Raw genomic sequence first — 23,944 nt, forward strand, 5'->3', positions numbered from 1 at the left:
CCGGCTCCCACAGGGACACCACAAGCCTTGAAAGCTGTGGGATACCTGTGGGAGCCGGCTTGCCGGCGATGAGGGCCCTGCAAAACTAGACCCACCGCAAGCGTCGGAACAGCCACCACTGCCCCACCGCCAAGCCGAGCACGACGACGCAGGCGAACAGGAAACCATAAGGATTCTCCGCCCCCGGAATGCCGCCCACATTGATCCCCAGCAACCCGGTGATAAAGCTCATGGGCAGGAAAATGCAGGTGATGATGCCAAAGCGGTACATGGTCCGGTTCATCCGCTCGCTACGGCGGCGGTCCTCGCTTTCCAGTACCAGGGCGGCCCGTTCTCGGGTCAGCTCGAGCTCCTCGAGATAGCGGATCAGGCTGTTGTTCAATTCGTTCCAGTAGTCGGCGTCGGCCTCGGCGAACCAGCTCCATTTGCTGCGTGAAAGCTGCGCGTAGATCTCTCGCTGTGGTGCCAGGAAACGCCGAAGACCGGCGGCGCGACGGCGGATCTGCTGCAGGCTGCCGTTTTCGGGAGTATACCGTTCGTCGGATTCGACCTTTTCTTCCTCAAGATCGACCAGTTCGGACAGGTCGCTGACCAGCGCCTGGACCTTCTCGGTGAGCAATTCACCCATCAGCAGCAACAGCTCGGACGCCGATTTCGGCCCCCTGCCCTCGTCCAGTTGCTGGAGTACTTCATCACTGGCGCGCAACGGCCTCAGGCGCAGGGAAATGACCCGTTGCGCCTCGGCGAAGATACGCACCGACACCATGTCTTCGGGCTCGGCGCCCGGGTTGAGGTTGACCCCTCGCAAGAACAGCAGCAACTGCTCGGCCGCCATGGGCAGCAGGCGTGGCCGGGTGTTTTCTTCCAGCAGCAGGTCGCAGGCGAACTCGCTCAGGCCGCTGTCATGCAGCAGCCAGGTACGGGTTTGGGGGTGGCTACGGTCCCAGTGCAACCACAGGCTTTCCTGTGGTTGCAGCTGCAGGGCGTCCAGCTCGGTCCGGGCGATCGAGCGCGCGCCGCCTCTACCATCGAGCACCAGGGCATGTACCAGCCCCCACTGCGCGTTGTCTTCCTCGAACATCAAAGCTCCATCAGCGCGCGGGGGCGCTTACTCCGGCATCTTCAGCGGGCTGGGCGAGATGATCACGCCGTTGTTGTCGGCATACACGTACTCCCCCGGGCGGAACGTCACACCGGCGAAAGTCACGGCCACGTTGAGGTCGCCGATACCACGCTTGTCGGTTTTCATCGGGTGGCTGGCCAGGGCTTGCACGCCTACGTCGGTCTGGATCAGCACGTCCACATCGCGCACACAACCGTAGATCACCAGGCCTTCCCAACCGTTCTTGGCGGCCTTTTCGGCGAGCATGTCACCGAGCAGAGCACGGCGCAGCGAACCACCGCCGTCGACCACCAGCACTTTGCCCTTGCCGTCGAGCTCGACCTGCTCTTTCACCAGCGAGTTGTCTTCGAAACACTTGATGGTGACGATCTGGCCACCGAACGAATCGCGGCCGCCGAAATTGCTGAACATCGGTTCCAGCACCTGAACCAGGTCCGGGTAGGCGTCGCAGAGGTCGGGCGTTACGTAATGCTGCATGGGAAGCTCCTGTCAGTCACAACGAAAGCGGGTGTCGGCCAAGGCTACACCGGAGAGGCTGGTGCAGTCATCCGGGACTGGGCAGTCAGTTGGCTCCCACAGGCCTTGAGTACTGTGGGGTACCTGTGGGATCCAGCTTGCCGGCGATAGGGCCGGCCCAGACAACAAGAAATCAACCGGCCGGCACAGGCTCGGCCACCATCGTCGACTCATGCACCGGCAGCAACGGCGCCCGCAGCCAGCGCTCCACCAGAGGCCACACCTGCGCCTGGGCCGCCTTGCTCACCAGCATGTCGACATGCCCAAAGGCCTCGAACCCCTGCTCACGCCCCAGGCGCAGGAACTGCTTGCGCGCGCCTCCGAGCTGATCGAACAGCTTGCGACAAGCCCACACCGGATCCTGAAAGTCCGCTGCCCCGGCCACGGCCAGCACCGGCACATCGACCTCGGCCAACCCCGCCCACCAGTCGCTCTGCTTGTCGCCAAAACGCCCGAACAGGCCATGCCAGCGCATGCTCTCCAGGGCCAGTCCGATGGGCTCGTCCTCCGGCCCACGCTTGAAACGCGGCCCGGATATCTGCCCCCAACGCTTGAGCAACAACTTCGCACCCCAGGTCAGCGGCGGCACTTTCAAAGGCCAGTAAACCCGGCTGATCTGGGTGCCGAAAAACGCCGCGCTGGCGACCTGCTCTGCCTGCAGGAAGCCGCCACCAAGCGCCGCCGCGAGGGTAATGCCACCCAACGAGTGGCCAACCCAATGCGGCGCCTGGCCGGCCTGTTCCTGAACGAACGCCGCGATCAGCGGCAGGTCATCACGGGCATAGTCGGCCACACGATTGTGTTTCCAATGCCGATTGCGCGGGGACAAACCATGGCCGCGCATCTCCGGAATCCACACATCGAACCCGGCGCGCGCCAGGTACGCGCCCAGCCCGATGCCTTTGGGCGAATACCAGAAACGCCGATTGGAAAAACTGCCATGCAGGAGAATGACCGGCACACCCTGGGCGCGGCCGCTGTCGGCCAGGCCCAGGCGAGTTACCGCGATTTCGACGCTGGGGTCAGGGCTGTTGCCGGCCTTGATCCGGTAAACGTCTTCGCTGAGATCGCCGCGCCGCTCGGCACTGAGCAGGGCGACGGGAAATAAAGTACTGCTGCTTTGCATAGGTTGCTTGGTGCACAAAAAAGGGCGGGATCCATTGCTGGAGCTCGCCCTGGATAAAACCAGGCGGGGGCACGCCAGATGCACCCCCGCATTTCATCGCATCAGGCCGCGCCCTGGCCCTCGGCCAGGAAGAACCAGGTCTCGAGCACCGAGTCAGGGTTCAGCGACACGCTTTCGATGCCTTGTTCCATCAGCCACTTGGCCAGGTCCGGGTGGTCCGACGGGCCCTGACCGCAGATGCCGATGTACTTGCCGGCCTTGTTGCACGCCTGGATGGCGTTGGCCAGCAGCTTCTTAACGGCAGGGTTACGCTCGTCGAACAGGTGAGCAATGATCCCCGAGTCACGGTCCAGGCCCAGGGTCAGCTGGGTCAGGTCGTTGGAGCCGATGGAGAAGCCGTCGAAGTACTCAAGGAACTCTTCGGCCAGAATGGCGTTGGACGGCAGCTCGCACATCATGATCACGCGCAGGCCGTTGTCGCCACGGGCCAGGCCGTTTTCGGCGAGCAGGTCGACGACCTGGCTGGCTTCGCCCAAGGTACGCACGAACGGCACCATGATCTCGACGTTGGTCAGGCCCATCTCGTTGCGCACGCGCTTGAGCGCACGGCACTCGAGCTCGAAGCAGTCACGGAACGACTCGCTGATGTAGCGCGAGGCACCGCGGAAGCCCAGCATCGGGTTCTCTTCTTCCGGCTCGTACAGCTTGCCGCCGATCAGGTTGGCGTACTCGTTGGACTTGAAGTCCGACAGGCGCACGATGACCTTTTTCGGGTAGAAGGCGGCCGCCAGGGTGCTGATGCCCTCGACCAGTTTCTCGACGTAGAAGCCGACCGGGTCGTTGTAGCCGGCGATGCGTTTGTCGACGCTGTCCTTCAGGTCGGCAGGCAAGCCGGCGTAGTTCAGCAGCGCCTTGGGGTGCACGCCGATCATGCGGTTGATGATGAATTCCAGGCGCGCCAGGCCCACACCGGCGTTGGGCAACTGGGCGAAGTCGAAGGCGCGGTCCGGGTTGCCAACGTTCATCATGATCTTGAACGGCAGTTCCGGCATGGCATCGACCGAGTTCTGCTTGACGTCGAAGCCCAGCTCACCTTCGAAGATGAAGCCGGTGTCGCCTTCTGCGCAGGAGACGGTAACGCCCTGGCCGTCTTTGAGCAGCTGGGTGGCGTTGCCGCAACCGACCACGGCCGGGATGCCCAGCTCACGGGCGATGATCGCCGCGTGACAGGTACGGCCACCACGGTTGGTGACGATGGCGCTGGCGCGCTTCATGACCGGCTCCCAGTCCGGGTCGGTCATGTCGGAAACCAGTACGTCACCCGGCTGCACCTTGTCCATCTCGGACACGTCGTTGATCACGCGGACCTTGCCGGCGCCGATGCGCTGGCCGATGGCGCGGCCTTCGACCAGTACGGTGCCCTTTTCCTTGAGCAGGTAGCGCTCCATGACGTTGGCGCTGGCACGGCTCTTCACGGTTTCAGGGCGGGCCTGCACGATGTACAGCTTGCCGTCGTCACCGTCCTTGGCCCACTCGATGTCCATCGGGCGCTGATAGTGCTGCTCGATGATCATGGCCTGCTTGGCCAGCTCGTTGACTTCGTCGTCGCTCAGGCAGAAGCGTGCGCGCTCGGCGCGTTCGACTTCGACGGTCTTGACCGAACGGCCGGCCTTGGCTTCGTCGCCATAGACCATCTTGATCGCCTTGCTGCCCAGGTTACGGCGCAGGATGGCCGGGCGGCCGGCCTGCAGGGTTTGCTTGTGGACGTAGAATTCGTCAGGGTTGACCGCACCCTGCACCACGGTTTCGCCCAGGCCGTAGGCACCGGTGATGAACACCACGTCGCGAAAGCCCGACTCGGTGTCGAGGGTGAACATCACGCCGGCGGTGCCGGTTTCCGAACGGACCATGCGCTGCACGCCGGCCGACAGGGCCACCAGCTTGTGGTCGAAGCCCTGGTGCACGCGGTAGGCGATGGCGCGGTCGTTGAACAGCGAGGCGAACACTTCCTTGGCCGCGCGAATCACGTTGTCGACGCCACGGATGTTGAGGAAGGTTTCCTGCTGGCCGGCGAACGAGGCATCCGGCAGGTCTTCGGCGGTGGCCGAAGAGCGCACGGCCACTGCCATGTTGTCGTTGCCCTGGGACATGGCCGCGAAGGCAGTGCGGATTTCCGCATCCAGACGCGCCGGGAATTCGGCCTCCATGACCCACTGACGGATCTGCGCGCCAGTTTTGGCCAGGGCGTTGACGTCGTCCACGTCCAGCGCGTCGAGCGCGGCGTGGATGCGGTCGTTCAGGCCACTCTGCTCGAGAAAGTCGCGGTACGCCTGAGCCGTAGTGGCAAAGCCGCCCGGCACCGAAACGCCAGCACCTGCGAGGTTGCTGATCATCTCGCCCAGGGATGCGTTCTTGCCCCCCACATGCTCTACATCATGGACGCCGAGCTTTTCGAGGGAAACTACGTACTCTACCAAGGTGATCTCTCCACTAACTGTATTGGAAAAGCTCAAGGGCGCCCGCCTGCCTGCGTAGACTTGGCCGGGCGCTTGTGGCCTGTACCTGGAAAATAAGTGAGAATGCCGACAGCCGCGTTCGGCAAACCGAACTTATCATATCCAAGAATCGTCATCAGCTTAAGGCCCAGATCGCAAATGAAACGAACCGCGTTCTTCATCTCCGATGGCACCGGCATCACCGCCGAAACTCTGGGCCAAAGCCTGCTTGCGCAATTCGATAGCATTCCGTTCAACAAATTCACCCGCCCGTACATCGATACGCCTGACAAGGCGCGCACCATGGTGCAGCAGATCAACGCCGCCGCCGAACGCGACGGCATGCGCCCGATCATCTTCGACACCATCGTCAACCAGGACATCCGCGAAATCCTGGCCACGTCGAACGGCTTCATGATCGACATCTTTTCGACGTTTTTATCCCCGCTTGAGCAGGAATTGACGGCCCATTCGTCGTATTCCGTTGGGAAATCGCACTCGATCGGTGGCAATTCCAACTACATGGAGCGCATCGAGGCGGTGAACTTCGCCCTCGACAACGACGATGGCGCGCGCACCCATTATTACGACAAAGCCGACCTGATCCTGGTGGGCGTGTCGCGCTGCGGCAAGACTCCCACCTGCCTGTACATGGCCATGCAGTTCGGTATCCGCGCCGCCAACTACCCGCTGACCGAAGACGACATGGAGCGCCTGCAGTTGCCGGCGGTGCTGAAGAAGCACCACAACAAGCTGTTCGGCCTGACCATCGACCCTGATCGCCTGACCGCCATCCGCCACGAGCGCAAGCCCAACAGCCGCTATTCGAGCTTTGCCCAGTGCGAGTTCGAGGTGCGCGAAGTGGAGAGCCTGTTCCGCCGCGAGAACATTCCCAACATCAACTCCACGCATTTTTCGGTGGAGGAGATTTCGGCGAAGATCCTCGTGGAGAAAGGGGTGGAGCGCAGGTTCAAGTAAGCCTGCAGCGGCCCTATCGCCGGCAAGCCGGCTCCCACAAGATCATCACCGATGTCAAAAGTTGTGGAGTACCTGTGGGAGCCGGCTTGCTGGCGATAGGGCCAGAACAGACACAAAAAAGCCCCGGCATCGCTGCCGGGGCTTTTTCATTTCTCCCATTCGATCAGGACGGCACCACCGCCGCCTGCCCGCTCATCGCCAGGTCGACCAGCTCGCGGTTGGCCACCGCGTACATCGCATAGTCGGTCCCGGTCGCATTGCGCAGATCGTCGAGCATGGCGCGCCAGCGCTCGACCATCACCCGGTGCTGCTCGGCCCACAGCGCCACGCGTGCATCCATGTCCTGCGGCGCATCGACCATCTGCAGCACGGAAATGGTAATTGCCCGCTGCTGCAGGTCGATGTCGTCGCGGAACGCCTCGCGGGCCAGGGCCTGCCAGTTGTTCTCCACCGGCAGGTTGCTGATTTCCTGCAGGTACCAGGTCAGGTCCAGCGCGCTGCCCACGGCAAAGAACGCCTTGGCCACCTGGGCCGGTTCATGCCCGGTGACGTCGGCCGCCTCGATGATCGGCAACAGCGTGTACAGGTGGCTGGTACCGGCGACCATGCGCGCTAGCAGCTCCGGCACGCCAGCCTCGACGAAGCTCTGGTAGCGGACCATCCAGCGCTCGCGGGTAGGGCCTTCGAGCAGTTCGTCGAGCTTGAGCCCGAGCTGCGCGATCTTCGGCCCGAAGTGCGCGGTATCACGCCCGGCGTCCTGCTCGTTGCGACGGCTGCGCAGGAACCAGCGAGTGGCGCGGCGGCCCAGGCGCATCAGCTCGTCCATCAAGGTCAGCTGGATTTCCGCCGGCACCTGGTAGTCCAGGGCTTCGATCTGGCGGAACCAGTGCGGCAGATGGAAGATGTCACGCACGATCACGTAAGCACCGGCGACGTTGGCCGGGCTCATGCCGGTCGACTCCTTCAGGCGCTGCACGAAGGTGATGCCCATGTTGTTGACCAGGTCGTTGGCGATCTGGGTACTGACGATTTCCCGCTTGAGGCGGTGACGGCGCATGGCCTCGGCGAATTTGCTGACCAGCGACGGCGGGAAGGCCGTTTCCATGTCGCGGGTCAGGTAGTCGTCGTCCGGCACCAGCGACTTGAGCAGCTGCTCCTTGAGGTCGATCTTGCTGTACGAAATCAGCACCGACAACTCGGCCCGGGTCAGGCCCTGGCCGGCCGCCAGGCGCTCGGCCAACTGCTCTTCGGACGGCAGGAACTCGATGGCCCGGTCAAGCTTGCCGCGGCTTTCGAGGTCGGCCATCAGGCGCTTGTATTCGGCGATCCGCTCGCGGGCGCGGCGGGCAGCCAGCGACAGTGCCTGGGTCTGCTTGTAGTTGTTGCCCAGCACCAGGCCGGCCACTTCGTCGGTCATGCTGCCGAGCAGCTGGTTGCGCTGCTTCTCGGTCATGTCGCCACCCTGCACCACTTCGTTGAGCAGGATCTTGATGTTGACCTCATGGTCGGAGCAGTCCACACCACCGGCGTTGTCGATGAAGTCGGTGTTGGTGGCGCCGCCGTGCAGGCCGAATTCGACACGGCCAAGCTGGGTCATGCCGAGGTTGCCGCCCTCACCCACTACCTTGCAGCGCAGCTCGTTGCCATTGACCCGCAGCGCATCGTTGGCCTTGTCGCCGACATCGGCGTGGCTTTCGGTGCTGGCTTTGACGTACGTACCGATACCGCCGTTCCACAGCAGGTCCACCGGCGCCTTGAGCAGCGCGTGCAGCAGCTCGGTCGGGGTCAAGCGGTCGGCTTCGATGGCGAAGCGCTCTTTCATTTGCGGGCTGATGGCAATGCTCTTGGCGCTGCGCGGGAAGATGCCGCCGCCTTCGGACATGATGCTGGTGTCGTAGTCGCTCCAGGCCGAGCGCGGCAGGTCGAACAGGCGCTTGCGCTCGACGAAGCTGGTGGCCGGGTCCGGATTCGGATCGATGAAGATATGCAGGTGGTTGAAGGCCGCCACCAGTTGCAGTTTGTCCGACATCAAAAGGCCGTTGCCGAACACGTCGCCGGCCATGTCGCCGACGCCGATCACAGTGATCGGGTCTTGCTGCACGTTGATGCCGCGCTCGCGGAAGTGACGCTGCACGCCCACCCAGGCGCCACGGGCGGTGATGCCCATCTTCTTGTGGTCGTAACCGGCCGAGCCACCCGAGGCGAACGCATCGCCCAGCCAGAAGCCGTAGTCGATGGCGATGCCGTTGGCGATGTCGGAGAAGGTTGCGGTGCCCTTGTCAGCCGCCACCACCAGATAGGGGTCATCGTCATCGTGACGCACCACGTTGGCCGGGGGCACAACGCCACCGTCTTTGAGGTTGTCGGTGATATCGAGCAGGCCCGAGATGAAGATGCGGTAGCACGCCACGCCTTCGGCAGCGATTTCGTCTCGCGTGCCGCCCAACGGCAGGCGCCGTGGCAGAAAGCCGCCCTTGGCGCCGACCGGCACGATCACCGAGTTCTTCACCTGCTGGGCCTTGACCAGGCCCAGCACTTCGGTACGGAAGTCCTCTTCGCGGTCCGACCAGCGCAGGCCGCCACGGGCGACGTTGCCAAAGCGCAGGTGCACGCCCTCGACCCTTGGCGAGTAGACGAAGATTTCGAACTTCGGCACTGGTTTAGGCAGCTCGGGAATCAGCTTGGGGTTGAACTTGAAGCTGAAATACGACTTGTTCTGGCCGTTGGCGTCGGGCTGGTAGAAGTTGGTGCGCAGGGTGGCCTTGATCAGGTCCAGGTAGCGGCGCAGGATGCGGTCCTCGTTGAGCACCTGGACATCGTCCAGGGCGGTGAGGATCGCCTGCTCCAGGCGCTGCTGCTTGTCGTCCAGGTCTTCGTTGGTGAGCTTGCGCGCCAGGTAGAAGCGGGTCTTGAACAACCGGGTCAGCTCGCGGGCGATGTCGGTGTGGTTGTTCAGGGTGCTGGCGATGTAGCCCAGGTCGAAGCCCAGGCGGATCTGTTTGAGGTAGCGGGCATAGGCGCGCAGCAGCGCCACGTCACGCCACGGCAGGCCGGCGGTGAGCACCAGGCGGTTGAAGGCGTCGTTCTCGGCGTCGCCCTGGACGATGTGGACGAAAGCGTCCTGCAGCACGTCGTTGAGCTGCTGGATGTCCAGGCTCAAGCCTTCGCTGTAGGTGAAGGCGAAGTCGTGGATCCAGTACTCGCGACCACTGGCGTGGCGCAGGCGATACGGGAACTCGCCAAGCACGCGCAGGCCCAGGTTTTCAAGAATAGGCAGCACGTCCGACAGCGCCAGGGGGGTGTCGGCGTGGTACAGCTTGCAATGCAGCAGGCGTTCGCCCAGGCGCGTCAACGGCTGGTAGAAGCTCATCGCCAGTGGCTTGCTTTCGGAGAGTGCCAGCACGTGCTGCAGGTCGACCACTGCCGAGTGCGCAGCGAAGCGCTCGCGGTAGCCGGCCGGGAAGCCTTTGGGGAAGTCGGCAAGGATGTTGGTGCCCTGGGCCTCACCGAAGTTTTCGACCACCAGCGCCGAATAGTCGTCGTGCCACGAGCGGCACGCCTGGATCACTTCGTTTTCCAGCTGCTGCGGGTCGATGTCGATACGGTTTTTCGGGTCGACCCGCAGAATCAGCTGCACGCGCGCCAGCACCGATTCGGAGAAGAAGGTCCAGAACTCGCAGTCGCTGGCCTTCAGGCGCTCCATCAGCACCTGCTGGATCTTCTGCCGCACTTCGGTGGAGTAGATTTCCCGCGGCACGTAGGCCAGGCAGTAGCAGAAGCGGCCGTAAGGGTCCTTGCGCAGGAACACGCGGATCTTGTTGCGCTCCTGGATCTGCACGATCGACATCACGGTGCTGAACAGCTCGTCGATCGGGGTCTGGAACAGGTCATCGCGCGGCAGTACTTCGAGTACCTGGGCCAGCTCCTTGCCCAGGTGGGCTTTCGGGTCAAAGCCCGAGCGGCGCTCGACTTCGGCGACCTTGACGCGGATATACGGGATGGCATGCACGCTCTCGCCGTACACCGAAGAGGTGTACAGGCCCATGAAGCGGTGCTCCTTGATGACCTTGCCGTCGGCGTCGAGCTGGCGAATCGACACGTAGTCAGGATAGGCCGGGCGGTGCACGCGGCTAGGCAGCGCGGCCTTGGCGAACGACAACAGCAGCGGCTCGGCCAGGTAGGCTACGGCGTAGTCTTCGATACGCAGTTCTTCAGGGGTCAGGCCTACGCGCAAGCGGCGTGGCAGGCCGAGGAAGGAGTGCTCGTCGTAGAGCATCTGGCCGCCGGCGCTGCCGCCCTGCACGGTGAATTCTTCATAACCGAGGAAGGTGAAATGGTTGTCCAGCAACCATTCGAGGAACGCCTTGACCTCGCCCTTCTCATGCTGGACCGGCGCAAACGGAGTCTGCTCCACCAGTGCCACGACTTCCCGCAGCTTGGCCTTCATCGGCTCGAAATCGGCCACGGCCACGCGCACTTCGGCCAGCACCTGCTCGATCTCGCGTGTCAGCACGTTCAGTTCGGCGGCGTTGGCGCAGCGGTCGATTTCCAGGTACATCAGCGACTCGTGGCGCACGCCTTCGCCGTGGGTGCCCTTGGGCAGCAGTTCGAGCAGCTCGCCCTTGGGCCCGCGGCGCACGCTGAGCACGGTGGTCTGCAAGGTATGGATGCTGTAGCCACGGCGGTTCAGCTCGGTACGTACCGAGTCGACCAGAAATGGCAGGTCATGGTGCAGCACTTCGACCACGGTGTGGGTCGATTGCCAACCGTTGCGCTCGTAATCAGGGTTGTACACCCGCACCTGCGGTTGTTCGGGGTCGAAGCGCTCGATGATACGCCAGGCCGACAGGGTGCAGCCGGCAAGGTCCGACAGCCTGCGCTGAGTGAGTTCGTCCAGAGAGATGATGCCGAAGAACTGCTCGGCAAACAGCGCCACTTGTGGCAGTGACTGTTCGCTGATGTGCTGCGCCAGGGCCGCCTGCAGTTGATGCTGGAAGTCGGCTTTGCTGGCTGCGGTGAAGAACGCCATCTGTGGTACTCCGCTTGGGCTTTGTATTGATTGAAGCGTCGCGTACGTCCGACGTTTACGGATCAACGATAGCCAACCCGTGGCAAGCCGGACGTAAAGTTCAGGGCTCGCCGAAGCTTAACGACTGATCGGTCATTGCCGCTTGCAGCGCTGCGACAATTTCGGTCAAGGGGCGGTAACTTTACGTTTATGGATACCCACAACACTGTCAGAATTCCCTTTCATTTCATTGACCCGAGCCCGCCATGCAAATCAATACCGCCCTGCTCTTCGCCACCCCCTGCGACGACGAGGAAGACAACATGGCGACCTTGTGCTGCCACAGCGACAAGGGGCAGATGTTCCTGCTGACCCGCTATCCGGACGAGGACACTGTCGACCTGACCCTGGATGACGAGCCGTCGACGCTGGATGGTTTGAAGGTGACCTTGAGTGCGCAGCGGCTGCTGATCGAGGTGGCGGCTGGGGATCGGGATGCGCTGAAGGGGGATGAGGCGTTGGAGATCGTGCTGACCTCAGCGGGCACTGACCTGGAAGAGGTCGCGCTGACCTTGCGTAATATTCTTGATGGCACCGGGACGTTCATCAGCGAGCTTTGAGTTGCCTGCACTGGCCCCATCGCCGGCAAGCCGGCTCCCACAGGAACACCACAGGCCCGAGCAGTGCGGGGCCCCTGTGGGAGCCGGCTTGCCGGCGATAGGGCCCTGCCGAACACCCTCATAACCTTCTGAAATCATTGACATCCCACACCCTCGACAGGCATTGTCTGACAACCTGACCACTAGGCAACCGCTTCCATGCTTGAGCTCCAGCGCCCCGACACCCTGGTCGAACGGGTCGTCAGCGCCATCCGCGCCGAGATCGATTCCGGTCGCCTGGCCGCCGAATCGCGCCTGCCCACCGAACAGCAACTGGCTGAACAGCTCAATGTCAGCCGCTCGGTGGTGCGCGAAGCCGTGGCGCAGCTCAAGGCCGATGGCGTGCTGATTGCCCGCCGCGGGCTTGGTTCCTATATCTCGCAAACCCCCAACGGCACCGTGTTCCGCTTCCCCGGCAGCCAAGGGCGCACGCCAGACCTGGTGCAGATGTTCGAGATGCGCCTGTGGATCGAAACCCAGGCCGCAGCCATCGCCGCGCGCCGACGCGACGCGGATGACCTGGCGAACATGGCCAAGGCCCTGCAGGCCATGCTCGACAAAAGCAGCGACTTCGCCACTGCCTCGGCCGCCGACGTGGCCTTCCATCGGGCCATCGCCGAAGCCAGCAAGAATGACTACTTCGTGGCCTTCCACGACTTCCTCGGCGGCCAACTGGCCAGCGCGCGGCGCACCGCCTGGGAAAACTCCGCCGTCCATTCGGCCGGGGGTTCGGCCGATGCCAGCCGTGAGCACCAGGCGCTGTACCAGGCCATCGCCGACGGCGACCGGCAAGCAGCGGCCGCCTGTGCCGAAGCTCACCTGCGCGCCTCGGCCAAACGCCTGAAAATCGACCTTCCCGCCCTCGACTGACCCTGGAGACCGGATCGCGGCCTGGCGAGGCATTTCGCACGCACTACTTAGTCTGACAACCTGATAAGCAGATCCACCGACAAGAACACCAAGGTACCCCTGCATGACTTACGACTACTGCATCATCGGCGGCGGCATCGTCGGCCTCGCCACCGCAATGGCCCTGCTGCAACAGCGCCCCGGCGCGTCCCTGCTGATTCTGGAAAAGGAAGCCAGCCTCGGCCGCCACCAGACCGGCCACAACAGCGGCGTGATCCATGCAGGCATCTACTACGCCCCCGGCAGCCTCAAGGCCGAGTTGTGCAAGCGCGGCGCCCAGGCCACCAAAGACTTCTGCCGCGAACACGACATCGCCTTCGACGTCTGCGGCAAGCTGCTGGTAGCCTCCAACCCGCTGGAAATGCAGCGCATGGAGGCGTTGTACCAGCGCTCACAGCAAAACGGCCTGAAGGTCGAGCGCCTCGACGCCGGTGAGCTGAAGCGCCGCGAGCCCAACATCGCCGGGCTCGGTGCGCTGTTCGTCGACGCCACCGGCATCGTCGACTACAAGCAGGTGTGCTATGCCATGGCCAAGGTCATCGAGCAGGCTGGCGGCGAAGTGCGCCTGTCCACCACCGTGCAGGCCATCCGCGAACTGGGCGAGCACGTCGAGATCCGTGACCATGAGCAGACCTGGCGCGCCCGCCAGCTGGTCGCCTGCGCCGGCCTGCAGTCCGACCGCCTAGCGCGCCTGGCCGGGGTCAGGATCGACCACCAGATCATCCCCTTCCGCGGCGAGTACTACCGCTTGCCGGCCAGCAAGAACCAGATCGTCAACCACCTGATCTACCCGATCCCCGACCCGGAGCTGCCGTTCCTCGGTGTGCACCTGACGCGCATGATCGACGGCAGCGTGACCGTGGGCCCCAACGCCGTGCTTGGTTTTGGCCGGGAAAACTACCGAAAGTTTGCGGTGAACTGGCGCGATGTGGCCGAGTACGCGCGCTTCCCGGGGTTCTGGAAAACCCTCTGGAACAACCTCGGCTCCGGTACCGCCGAGATGAAGAACTCGCTGTTCAAGCGCGGCTATCTGGAGCAATGCCGCAAGTACTGCCCGTCACTGCAGGTAGATGACCTGCTGCCCTATGAAGCCGGCATCCGCGCCCAGGCGGTAATGCGCGACGGCACCCTGGTGCATGACTTCCTGTTCGCCGAGACGCCACGCATGGTGCATGTCTGCAATGCCCCGTCGCCGGCTGCCACGTCGGCCATCCCGATCGGCCAGATGATCGCCGAGAAGATCCTCAAGGCCCGCTGAACACTGCTGCAACACACCACTACAAAGACAATAAGGAACCTCTGATGTCGGTACACGAGGCGGCGCTGGCCGCAACCGAAACCCCGCAACAGCAACGCAAGCGCCTGCGCAAGGTGGCCGCGGCGACCATCTTCGGCTCGATGCTGGAGTGGTATGACTTCTATCTCTACGCAACCATGGCGGCGATCGTGTTCTCGAAGATCTTCTTCGATGCGAGCAACCCGGCGGTGGCCTCGCTGCTGGCGTTCTCCACCTTCGCCATCGGTTTCATCGCCCGCCCCTTCGGCGGCGTGCTGTTCGGCTACCTGGGCGACCGTTTCGGGCGCAAGCACGTGCTGGTCATCACCTTCTGCATGATGGGCGTGTGCACCGCGCTGATCGGCCTGATCCCGAGTTACGCCGCGATCGGCATCTGGGCGCCGATCCTGCTGGTGGTGATCCGCATCATTCAGGGCCTGGGCGCCGGTGCCGAGCTGTCGGGCGCGGCAGTCACCTCCTACGAGCATGCCAGCGAAGGCAAGCGCGGCAGCCAGGGCGCCTGGCCGGCACTGGGGTTGAACCTGGGCCTGCTGCTGTCGTCGTTGACCGTGTACTTGCTGACCATGAACGGCAATGAGTTCCTGCTGTCCGGCGGCTGGCGCATTCCGTTCATCGCCAGCATCGCCCTGGTGGCGATCGGCCTGTGGGTACGCAAGAGCATTCCAGAAACGCCGGACTTCGAAAAGGCCCATGACAAGGCCGACGACAAGCCCCAGGTGTCGCCACTCAAGCTGCTGTTCAAGAACGACCTCAAAGGCCTTGGCGTGGTGTTCTTCGTGGCCATCGGCTACAACGCCCTGAGCTACATCTTCAAGACCTTCTCCCTGGCCTACCTGACCCAGTTCAAAGGGGTCGAGGCCCACGTCACCTCGCTGTCGGTGACCATTGCCAGCCTGGTGGCGATCTTTACCGTACCGTTCTTCGGCTGGCTGTGCGACCGCTGGAGCAGCAAGACCGTGCTGATGCTCGGCGGTGTGCTGTCGGCACTGTTCGCCTATCCGTTCCTGGAGCTGCTGAGCACCGGCGAGCCAACCATGATCTACCTGGCCATCGGCATCGGCACCGGCATCCTCGCACCGATGATGTTCGCCCCGCAGGGCTCGTTCCTCAGCCGCCAGTTCCCGACCCAGACGCGCTCTTCAGGGTTTGGCACCGGCCGGGAGATCGGTACCGCCGTGGCCGGTGGCCTGGCGCCACTGGGCGGGCTGGCCCTGGTGGCCGGGTCAGCGACCCACTCCACCGATGGGGTGGCGTTGATCCTGGCGATTTCCGGGGTGTTGGTGGTGTTGTTCGCGCTGTGTGACCAGGGCCGAAAGCACTCGACCTCGAAGAATTGAGGCTGTGCGGCAGTATTGGTCTCGTCGCAGAGGCCAATACTGCCGACCTCGCAGATCAATCCAGCGGATTCTCATGCATGACCCGGCCACTCTCTTCCGGCCGGTTGATGTACAGCATATCCAGCGAACTGTTGCGCATCCCCGCCAGCGCATTCCAGTGCGCCGATGTATGCACATATTTGCTGTGCAACAAGGCGCGCTCGGCAAGGGTCAATTGCAGCTCAGGGCAACGCCCCAGGGCAAAGTCATGCAATTTATCGCTGATCACCTGCAGCTCCTCAGGCAGCCGATGTGCTTCATCCTCACCCAGCACAGCGAACGGCACCCCGCTCCTCACGGCCAGTTCGCGCATGATGCTCAGGTACACCCGCGACAAATGCCCACTTACTTCACGTTCCCGATACACGGCGACGTAGACCTGTTTTTCGGGACCATCCCGCTTGGCGCGATCCGTGGCAACAGGTTCCTCCCACACCTGCAGGCGCGGCCGAGGCTCGCCCAACTCCGCGAACGCCGAGGCCAGCAAGGCCTCTACAGCTGCATAAGCGCGGGTGCGCTCAGGCGCAGTGGTTGCAGGCACCCGGTTCGATTGCGGCTTGCACAGCAGCACCTGCTCGCGCACGGAGGCTGGGTAACCGCCGCCGATGTTCGAGTGCACGCCGGGCACGACAATGTCGTTACCACTGCGTAACAACGGGAAATTGTGTCGGCGCTCGTCGCCCGCCACCAATTGCACCAGGTGCCGTGCAATACCCTGGCCTAGCCCCAGCAGCAGGCCGTCGTAATTGTCATTGGCAGGGTCGAAGTTGCCTCGCAACGGCGCGACGATCGCCGCCACGGTGTCGAACAGGCCGATGAACTCGATCACCTTGTGACTTTGCAGCTCGCTCGGCAGGGTCAGCGTCTCCCTGGTCAACCTGTTGGCCAAGTGCCTGGCGGCCGTGGCGCCGCGGCTGAAACCGAACAGATCGAAGGCGATATACCCCGGCAATACCTGCGAGCAATTCGCCAGGCATTGGCGAACTTGTTGCGCCACCTCCAGTAACGCCTGATCCACGCGGGCCCGAACACCTGTTCTGCCTCTGCCGGTCATCCCGTCAAATGCCGAGTCGGACGCACCTGCAGTAGTACCGATGCCCTCCACATAGTGCTTGAGGAAGAATTGGTCACCTACGCGGCCGCTGGGGTATAGCGCGTGCAAAAGGGCGATGTTGCTCAGGGCTTTGCCGTAACTCCCCGTTTCATCGGTTTCAATGGCCTTGGTATTGGCCTGATTGTTGCCGGTTCCGTCAAAGAATATGCCCACCCGTAACCTGGCTGGGCCGTGCTGCTTTTCCATCGTCACGCTCCTGGATGATTTGGAGCGTGTAAGCAAGCGATAGCAGGCGCCGGGAGAAAATCGGCAAATGCCGCAAACATCGAGCGCAGATTTCGACGTGGCACCGCGGATGCATTAAAGTATCCCCCCTTGCCAGGTCAGTTGCCTTTCGCGCTCGCCCTGGCCCCATTCCAGGAACCGCCACCGATGGAACACCGTGAAGCGCTGATCGCGCTACGCACCTTTCTTTCCACTCAGATCCTCGGCCAGGAGAAACTGGTCGAACGGCTGCTGATCGTGCTCCTGGCTGACGGCCACATGCTGGTGGAAGGCGCACCAGGCCTGGCCAAGACCAAGGCCATCAAAGAGCTGGCCGAAGGTATCGAGGCGCAGTTCCATCGCATCCAGTTCACCCCTGACCTGCTGCCGGCGGATATCACCGGCACCGAAATCTATCGCCCGGAAACCGGCAGCTTCGTGTTCCAGCAGGGGCCGATCTTCCACAACCTGGTGCTGGCTGACGAAATCAACCGTGCGCCAGCCAAGGTTCAGTCGGCCCTGCTCGAAGCCATGGCCGAGCGCCAGGTCAGCGTCGGCCGCAGCACCTACGACCTGTCGCCGCTGTTCCTGGTGATGGCCACCCAGAACCCGATCGAGCAGGAAGGTACCTATCCGTTGCCCGAAGCCCAGCTCGACCGCTTCCTGATGCACGTGAAAATCGGCTTCCCCGACGCCGCCGTGGAGCGGCGAATCCTCGCCCAGGCCCGCGGCGAGGCCCTGGGTGGCGAAGTGAAGCCCGAGCGGCGCGTCAGCCAGTTGGCAATTTTCGCCGCACGCAAGGAAATCCTTGGCCTGTACATGGCCGACGCAGTAGAGGAATACCTGGTGCAACTGGTCATGGCCACCCGCACCCCGGCCAAGTTCGACAGCGAACTGGCCGACTGGATCGCCTACGGCGCCAGCCCGCGTGGCTCCATCGCCCTGGACCGCTGCGCGCGTGCCCATGCCTGGCTGGCCGGGCGCGACTTCGTCAGCCCCGAGGATATCCAGGCCGTGCTGTTCGATGTACTGCGCCACCGCATCATCCTGTCGTTCGAGGCCGAAGCTGCGGGCATCGACCAGGACCGCGTGGTCCAGCGCATCCTCGACGTCGTTGCCGTTGCCTGAGCCCATGCCCACCGCGCAGCAGGCTGAACCCGGCATCCGCATCGGCCTCGCCGAGCTGATCGACATGCGCCACCGCGTGCGCGAGATTCAGCTGTTTTCCCGCCCGGGCCAGCGCAGCCCGCTGGTCGGCCTGCACCATTCCAAGCTGCGCGGACGGGGCGTGGACTTCGACCAGGTGCGCGTCTACCAAGCCGGCGACGACGTGCGCAACATCGACTGGCGTGTCACTGCCCGTACCCAGGAGCCGCATACCAAGCTGTTCCACGAAGAGCGCGAACGGCCTATTTTCATCTTGGTCGAGCAGAGCCAACGCCTGTTTTTCGGCTCGGGGCTGATGTTCAAGTCGGTGCTGGCGGCCGAGGCGGCAGCACTGTTCGGCTGGGCCGCGCTGGGCCATAACGACCGCATCGGCGGCCTGGTGTTCGGCGACAACGAACACCACGAAATCAAACCGCGGCGCAGCAAGCAGAGCCTGCTTCAGTTGCTCAACCGACTGGCCAAGGTCAACCAGGCGCTGCACACCGAAGTTTCGCCCCAGACCGACAGCCTGGGCCTGGCCCTGCGCCGCGCCCGTGAAGTGCTGCGCCCGGGCAGCCTGGCCATCGTGATTTGCGATGAGCGCTCGCTCACGCCCCAGGCCGAGCAGCACCTGGCCATGCTGTCACGCCATTGCGACCTGCTGCTGATGCCGGTCTCCGACCCGCTTGACCACGCCTTGCCGGCCGCCGGCCTGCTGCGCTTCGCCCAGCGCGGCGCGCAACTGGAGCTCGACACCCTGGACGCCAACCTGCGCCAGGCCTACCGACAACAGGCCGAAGCGCGCATTGAACGCTGGGACTTGATGGCGCAGAAGCTGCGGGTGCTGCTGATGCCACTGAGCACCCAGAGCGAGATGATCGAGCAGTTGCGCGAGTACCTGAACGCCCAGCGTCCAGGGAGCAGCCAATGAACCCCCTGGATCAGTTGCAACCGTTGATCGCACCGCCTGCAATCGGCCTGTGGCCACCGGCGCCCGGCTGGTGGCTGCTGCTCGCGGTGCTGCCACTGTTAGCCTGGGGCCTGTGGCGGCTGCGCCGCTGGCGACCGGGCAAGCGCCCCGTGGTGCGCGCCGAACTGCCGCTCGACCCAGTGCGGGTGGAAGCCCTCGCCGAACTGGCCCGCCTGCCCCGCCCCTACGACGGCGCCCCGGCGGGTGCCTGGCTGCAGCAAATCAATGCACTGCTCAAGCGCTTGTGCCGCAACCACTACCCCGGCGCCAACAGCCATACCCTCAACGGCCGCCAGTGGCTGGCATTTCTCGACAACCGCTGCCCAGCCGCCGGCCTGACGCGCTGGATGGTGCTGGTCGAAGGCGCCTACAAACCCGAGTGCAAGCTCGACGACAAGGCCATTGCTGGGCTCAGCCAGGCCGTCGAAACCTGGATCCGCAAACATGTTTGAACTGGCCTGGCCGTGGATCTTCCTGCTGCTGCCGCTGCCCTGGCTGGCACGCCTGCTGCTGCCGGCCGCCGACAGCGGCGAGCCCGTGCTCAAAGTCGGTTTTCTCGACGAGCTGGAAAGCCTGGCCGGGCGTCGGGCGCGCCTGAACCTGCCGACCTGGCGGCAGCAGGCACCCTACGTGGTGATCTGGCTGTTGCTGCTACTGGCCGCTGCCCGCCCGCAGTGGCTGGGCGACCCGGTACCAGTGGCCGCCAGCGGCCGCGACCTGCTGGTGGCGGTGGACGTGTCCGGCTCCATGGACTTCCCCGACATGCAGTGGAAGGGCGAAGACATCAGCCGCCTGGACCTGGTCAAGATGCTGCTCGGCGACTTCCTCCAGGACCGTGAAGGCGACCGGGTCGGCCTGATCCTGTTCGGCAGCCAGGCCTACCTGCAGGCCCCACTGACCTTCGACCGACGCACCGTGCGCACCTTCCTCGACGAAGCGCAGATCGGCATCGCCGGCAAGAACACCGCCATCGGCGATGCCATCGGCCTGGCAGTCAAGCGCCTGCGCCAACGCCCGGCGCAGAGCCGGGTTCTGGTATTGATTACCGACGGCGCCAACAACGGTGGGCAGATTCACCCGCTGACCGCCGCCCGGCTGGCGGCCCAGGAAGGCGTGCGCATCTACACCATCGGCATCGGTGCCAACCCCGAGGCCAGCGGCACACCAGGCCTGCTCGGCCTCAACCCGAGCCTGGACCTGGACGAAGCCTCGCTCAAGGAAATCGCCGACATCACCCACGGCGCCTACTTCCGCGCCCACGATGGCGCCGAACTGGACGCCATCGGCGACACCCTTGACCAACTCGAACCGGTCGCCCAGCAGCCCACCCAGGCACGTACTGCCAAAGCCCTGTATGCCTGGCCATTGGCCCTGGCACTGCTGCTCAGCGTGCTGCTGGTGGTGGCCGTGCAATGGCCGGACAACCTGCTGCAACGTACGCTGCGCCGCCCGCGCTTTCTGCAACCCCACCCAGAGTGGCGTGAGCGCCTCAAACGGCTGCGCCTGAGGAAGCGGCGATGATCGATCTCTGGCCGCAATGGCTGCGCCCACTCTGGCTGCTTGTCGTGCCGCTGCTCGCCTGGCTGCTGTTCAAGCTATGGCACCGGCGCAAACGGGCCGGGCGCTGGCAAATGATCTTGCCGCCGGCTTTCCACCCGGTGCTGCTCGGTGGCGGCAGCGGCAGCAACAGCAAGCTGCCCTGGGTGGCCCTGGGCCTGGCCTGGCTGCTGGTGGTACTGGCCCTGCTCGGGCCGAGCTGGCAACGCCTGGAAGAAACCCGCCAGCGCCCGGCCGACCCGCTGGTGATCCTGCTTGAACTGACCCCACAGATGCTCGCCGAAGACATTGCCCCCAACCGCCTGGAACAGGCCCGGCGCAAGATCCTCGACTTGCTCGAACACCGCAACGACAGCCAGACCGCCCTGATTGTCTACGCCGGCAGTGCACATACCCTGGTGCCACTGTCCGACGACCTGGGCACCACACGCAACCTGCTCGAAGCGATCGACCCGTCGATCATGCCGCAACCTGGCCAACGCGCCGACCTGGCCGTACAAAAGGGCCTGGCCCTGCTGGCCCAGAGCGGCCTCGGCCAGGGCCGTCTGCTGCTGATCGGCTCGGGGCTGAGCGCGCCGGAGCGTCAGGGCATCGTCCAGGCCCTGGGCCGGCAGGGGCCAAGCCTGCTGATGCTGGGCATCGGCAGCGCCGAAGGCGCACCGGTGCGCCAGGCCAATGGCGAATTCCTCAAGGATGAGCAAGGTGGCATCCTCGTGCCACGCCTGGACAGCCCAGGCCTCAAGGCGTTCATCAGCGGCACCGGTGGCCGCTACCGCCATGCCCGTATCGACGACCTCGACCTGCGCGGCCTGGGCCTGTTCGACAACCCGCGCAGCCTGCGTAACGACGGCCACAACGTGCAACTCGACAGCTGGGCCGACCAGGGTTACTGGCTGCTGATCCCCCTGCTGCTGCTGGCCGCCTGCGCCGGCCGCCGTGGCTGGCTGTTCTGCCTGCCGCTGCTGCTGGCCTTGCCGCAACCGAGCCAGGCATTCGAGCTCGACGACCTGTGGCTACGCCCCGACCAGCAAGGCCAGCGCCTGCTGGAGCACAATCGCCCTGTCGAAGCCGCTCGACACTTCCAGGACCCGCAATGGCTCGGTATGGCCCTGTACCAGGCCGGTGACTATGCCGGGGCTGCCAAGGCGTTCGCCCAAGGCAACAGTGCCGCGGCACACTACAATCGAGGCAATGCCCTGGCCCGTGAGGGTGAGCTGGAAGCTGCCCTGGATGCCTACGAACAGGCCCTGGAGCGCCAGCCCGACCTGCAACCGGCCTTGGCCAACCAGGCGCTGGTCCAGCAGCTTCTGCAGCAGCGCCAGGCGCAGGCCGAGGAACAACCGGCCAACAGCGATGCCCAAGGCACGCCCGGCAGCGAAACCGAGGGCAACAGCAGCTCGGCCAGCAGCCCGACCCAAGGCACGCCCGGTCAAGAACAACCCGCCAGCGCCGATCAGCCCGGCGAAGGCAACAGCGACAGCCAGGCAACACCCGGCAACCAGGCAGGCGATGACGACAGCGTGACCCAACCGCCCCAGCGGCCGGTCTCGACCAGCCTCGACGCCGAGCAGCGCCAGGCCCTGGAACAATGGCTGCGGGAGATCCCGGACAACCCGGCCGAGCTGCTGCGGCGCAAATTCTGGTATGAACAGCAATTGCATCAGGAAACCCCACGATGAGTCGCCTCGGCGTCTTGATTCTCGGCCTGTTGTGGGCCCTCCTCGCCCAGGCCGAACCGACCCTGCAGGCCAGCGTCGACCGCGCGCGCCTGGAAGCGGGCGAAACCCTGGAACTGACCCTGGAAAGCCAGGACGTCACCCAGTTCGGCAAGCCAGACCTACGTGCCCTGGAAGGCGACTTCGAGGTGCGCGGCACGCGCCAGCTCAATAGCCTGCATACCCTCGACGGCGAGACCCGCGCCAGCACCCGCTGGATCATCACGCTGCTGCCACGGCGCAGCGGCAGCCTGCGCATTCCCGAACTGCAACTGGGCCAGTCGCACAGCCAGGCCATCGACCTGCAGGTACTGCAGGCCGACGCCAACCGGCAGGACAGTGCATCCCAGGTGTTCGTCGAAGCCACCCTCGACAGCAACGAGGTGTACGTCCAGGCCCAGGCCGTGCTGACCTTGCGCATCTACCACTCGGTATCGCTGTACGACGACAGCAGCCTCAGCCCGCTGCAACTGGAAAACGCCAAGGTCGAACCGCTGGGCGAATCGCGTACCTATGAAAAAGAAATCAATGGCGTGCGCCATGGGGTGATCGAGACCCGCTACGCCGTGTATCCGCAGCAAAGCGGCAGCCTTGAAATTCCGCCCCTGACCTTCACCGCCACCGCTGCCGACAACCCGCAACCCTCCAGTGGCACGGCGCGGCCAGGCCGCCAGGTGCAGGTCAGCTCGCTGCCTCTGCGTCTGGCCGTGCGCCCCATCCCCGCCGACTGGCCGGCTGGCGCGCCCTGGCTGCCAGCGCGCAGCCTGACCCTGGAAGAACACTGGAGTCCCGACCCGAGCAGCCAGCAGCCGCAGATCGGCGACTCCCTGACCCGTAGCATCACACTGCGCGCCGAGGGCCTGTCGAGCACCCAGCTCCCGCAGTTGCCGGCCACCGAAATCGTCGGCCTGCGCCGCTACCCGGACCAGCCGGTGCTGCGCAACGAAATCAGCGAACGCGGCATGACCGCCAACCGCGAGGAGCGCGAGGCGCTGGTGCCGACCCACAGCGGCGAACTTGCCCTACCCGCGCTGGAAGTGACCTGGTGGAACACCCGGGAAGACCATCTGGAGCACAGCAGCCTCCCCGCACGCACCTTGAACGTGCTGGACAACCCGGCCCTGAGCGCGGAAACCCCGGCCGACGACAGCAGCGGCGTTCGCCACCTGCTGTGGCCCTGGCAGCTCGCCACCCTGCTGTTCGCCCTGACCACCGTGCTCGGTTTCGCCCTGTGGTGGCGCGCCCGTTCGCAACCGGCGGTGCTGCGCGCCGCCCAGAACGGCCCGAGCCCGCGTACCCTGCTGGACGACCTGAAGCGCGCCTGCCTGGCCAACGACCCCCAGGCCACGCGCCAGGCGCTGGATGCCTGGGCGCGACAGCAGCCGGAGACCCTGGCCGAGATGGCGGCGCGCTTCGTGCCGTTGTCGGATGCGCTGGATGGGTTGAACGGGGCGTTGTATAGCGAGAGTGGGCAGTATTGGCAGGGTGAGGATTTGTGGCGAGCGATCGGGACCATTCCGCCGGCGGAGCAGGTGTTGTTGCCGGCAAGTGAGAGCGGAAACCTGCCGCCGCTCTACCCCAAGTAATCCAAGGCAACCACTGCCTCCAAAGACCCACCACAGGCCTGGAGAGCAGTGGCGTACCTGTGGGAGCCGGCTTGCCGGCGATAGGGCCCGTACACTCAGTGCAACCCCATGGTGTTCAGCCCGAGAGAATGCACCAGCGCCTTCTGCCCAAATTGCCCAAAGCCA

At 64.4% G+C, this 23,944-nt stretch carries 17 protein-coding genes; 11 read left to right on the forward strand and 6 right to left on the reverse strand.

All coding sequences use genetic code 11. The features are described from left to right. Nucleotides 1-85: 85 nt before the first annotated feature. From KU43P_RS19045 to ppsA, 4 genes are all read right to left on the reverse strand, one after another. Nucleotides 86-1,081, reverse strand: a complete 996-nt coding sequence (locus tag KU43P_RS19045; RefSeq protein WP_317659017.1) for a zinc transporter ZntB — start codon at nucleotides 1,079-1,081, stop codon at nucleotides 86-88. A gap of 27 nt (nucleotides 1,082-1,108) precedes the next feature. Further along, the gene (gene rraA, locus KU43P_RS19050; protein ID WP_176511844.1) at nucleotides 1,109-1,600 is read right to left on the reverse strand and encodes a ribonuclease E activity regulator RraA; all 492 of its coding nucleotides are present in this window, start codon (nucleotides 1,598-1,600) and stop codon (nucleotides 1,109-1,111) included. 172 nt (nucleotides 1,601-1,772) lie between these two features. Continuing rightward, on the reverse strand, nucleotides 1,773-2,765 hold the full coding sequence (locus tag KU43P_RS19055) for an alpha/beta fold hydrolase (RefSeq protein WP_317659018.1): 993 nt from the start codon (nucleotides 2,763-2,765) through the stop codon (nucleotides 1,773-1,775). Nucleotides 2,766-2,866: 101 nt separating this feature from the next. Beyond that, on the reverse strand, nucleotides 2,867-5,242 hold the full coding sequence (gene ppsA / locus KU43P_RS19060; protein ID WP_317659020.1) for a phosphoenolpyruvate synthase: 2,376 nt from the start codon (nucleotides 5,240-5,242) through the stop codon (nucleotides 2,867-2,869). A gap of 177 nt (nucleotides 5,243-5,419) precedes the next feature. On the opposite strand from ppsA, the gene KU43P_RS19065 reads away from it, so the two are divergent. Then, nucleotides 5,420-6,238, forward strand: coding sequence for a pyruvate, water dikinase regulatory protein (locus KU43P_RS19065; protein WP_012313507.1), 819 nt, complete (start codon nucleotides 5,420-5,422; stop codon nucleotides 6,236-6,238). Between the two features lie 163 nt (nucleotides 6,239-6,401). Here KU43P_RS19065 and KU43P_RS19070 read toward each other — a convergent pair whose 3' ends face one another. After that, entirely contained in the window at nucleotides 6,402-11,267 is a 4,866-nt protein-coding gene (locus KU43P_RS19070) for an NAD-glutamate dehydrogenase (protein WP_317659021.1), read from the reverse strand. Nucleotides 11,268-11,512: 245 nt separating this feature from the next. Between KU43P_RS19070 and KU43P_RS19075 the strand changes: the two genes are divergently transcribed. From KU43P_RS19075 to KU43P_RS19090, 4 genes are all read left to right on the forward strand, one after another. Continuing rightward, nucleotides 11,513-11,866, forward strand: coding sequence for a hypothetical protein (locus tag KU43P_RS19075; RefSeq protein WP_317659022.1), 354 nt, complete (start codon nucleotides 11,513-11,515; stop codon nucleotides 11,864-11,866). Between the two features lie 198 nt (nucleotides 11,867-12,064). Then, complete coding sequence (locus KU43P_RS19080; RefSeq protein WP_317659023.1) at nucleotides 12,065-12,775, forward strand: FadR/GntR family transcriptional regulator; 711 nt, start codon at nucleotides 12,065-12,067, stop codon at nucleotides 12,773-12,775. 103 nt (nucleotides 12,776-12,878) lie between these two features. Then, a complete protein-coding gene (gene lhgO / locus KU43P_RS19085; protein WP_317659024.1) occupies nucleotides 12,879-14,072 on the forward strand; it encodes an L-2-hydroxyglutarate oxidase in 1,194 nt (397 codons plus the stop codon). Nucleotides 14,073-14,116: 44 nt separating this feature from the next. Beyond that, entirely contained in the window at nucleotides 14,117-15,448 is a 1,332-nt protein-coding gene (locus KU43P_RS19090; protein WP_317659025.1) for an MFS transporter, read from the forward strand. A 55-nt stretch (nucleotides 15,449-15,503) separates the two neighbouring features. Here the strand turns inward: KU43P_RS19090 and KU43P_RS19095 are convergent, their stop codons facing one another. Further along, entirely contained in the window at nucleotides 15,504-16,787 is a 1,284-nt protein-coding gene (locus tag KU43P_RS19095; RefSeq protein ID WP_317659026.1) for a T6SS phospholipase effector Tle1-like catalytic domain-containing protein, read from the reverse strand. A gap of 186 nt (nucleotides 16,788-16,973) precedes the next feature. Here KU43P_RS19095 and KU43P_RS19100 point away from each other — a divergent pair, with 186 nt between their 5' ends. From KU43P_RS19100 to KU43P_RS19125, 6 genes are read left to right on the forward strand one after another with little or no spacing between them, the layout of a single operon-like run. Beyond that, nucleotides 16,974-17,933, forward strand: a complete 960-nt coding sequence (locus KU43P_RS19100; RefSeq protein ID WP_317659027.1) for an AAA family ATPase — start codon at nucleotides 16,974-16,976, stop codon at nucleotides 17,931-17,933. A 4-nt stretch (nucleotides 17,934-17,937) separates the two neighbouring features. Beyond that, nucleotides 17,938-18,882 (forward strand): DUF58 domain-containing protein, encoded by a 945-nt coding sequence (locus KU43P_RS19105; protein ID WP_317659028.1) that lies wholly within the window; start codon nucleotides 17,938-17,940, stop codon nucleotides 18,880-18,882. Further along, nucleotides 18,879-19,373, forward strand: a complete 495-nt coding sequence (locus KU43P_RS19110) for a DUF4381 domain-containing protein (RefSeq protein ID WP_317659029.1) — start codon at nucleotides 18,879-18,881, stop codon at nucleotides 19,371-19,373. Before KU43P_RS19105 ends, KU43P_RS19110 begins: the two co-directional genes overlap by 4 nt. Then, nucleotides 19,366-20,442 (forward strand): vWA domain-containing protein, encoded by a 1,077-nt coding sequence (locus KU43P_RS19115; protein WP_317659030.1) that lies wholly within the window; start codon nucleotides 19,366-19,368, stop codon nucleotides 20,440-20,442. Before KU43P_RS19110 ends, KU43P_RS19115 begins: the two co-directional genes overlap by 8 nt. Then, a complete protein-coding gene (locus tag KU43P_RS19120) occupies nucleotides 20,439-22,157 on the forward strand; it encodes a tetratricopeptide repeat protein (protein ID WP_317659031.1) in 1,719 nt (572 codons plus the stop codon). Before KU43P_RS19115 ends, KU43P_RS19120 begins: the two co-directional genes overlap by 4 nt. Then, nucleotides 22,154-23,779: a BatD family protein gene (locus KU43P_RS19125; RefSeq protein WP_317659032.1), complete on the forward strand. Its 1,626-nt coding sequence runs from the start codon at nucleotides 22,154-22,156 to the stop codon at nucleotides 23,777-23,779. Before KU43P_RS19120 ends, KU43P_RS19125 begins: the two co-directional genes overlap by 4 nt. The last annotated feature ends 165 nt before the right edge of the window (nucleotides 23,780-23,944 follow it).

It is taken from the genome of Pseudomonas sp. KU43P (assembly GCF_033095865.1).
In the GTDB taxonomy this organism is placed as follows: Bacteria; Pseudomonadota; Gammaproteobacteria; order Pseudomonadales; family Pseudomonadaceae; genus Aquipseudomonas.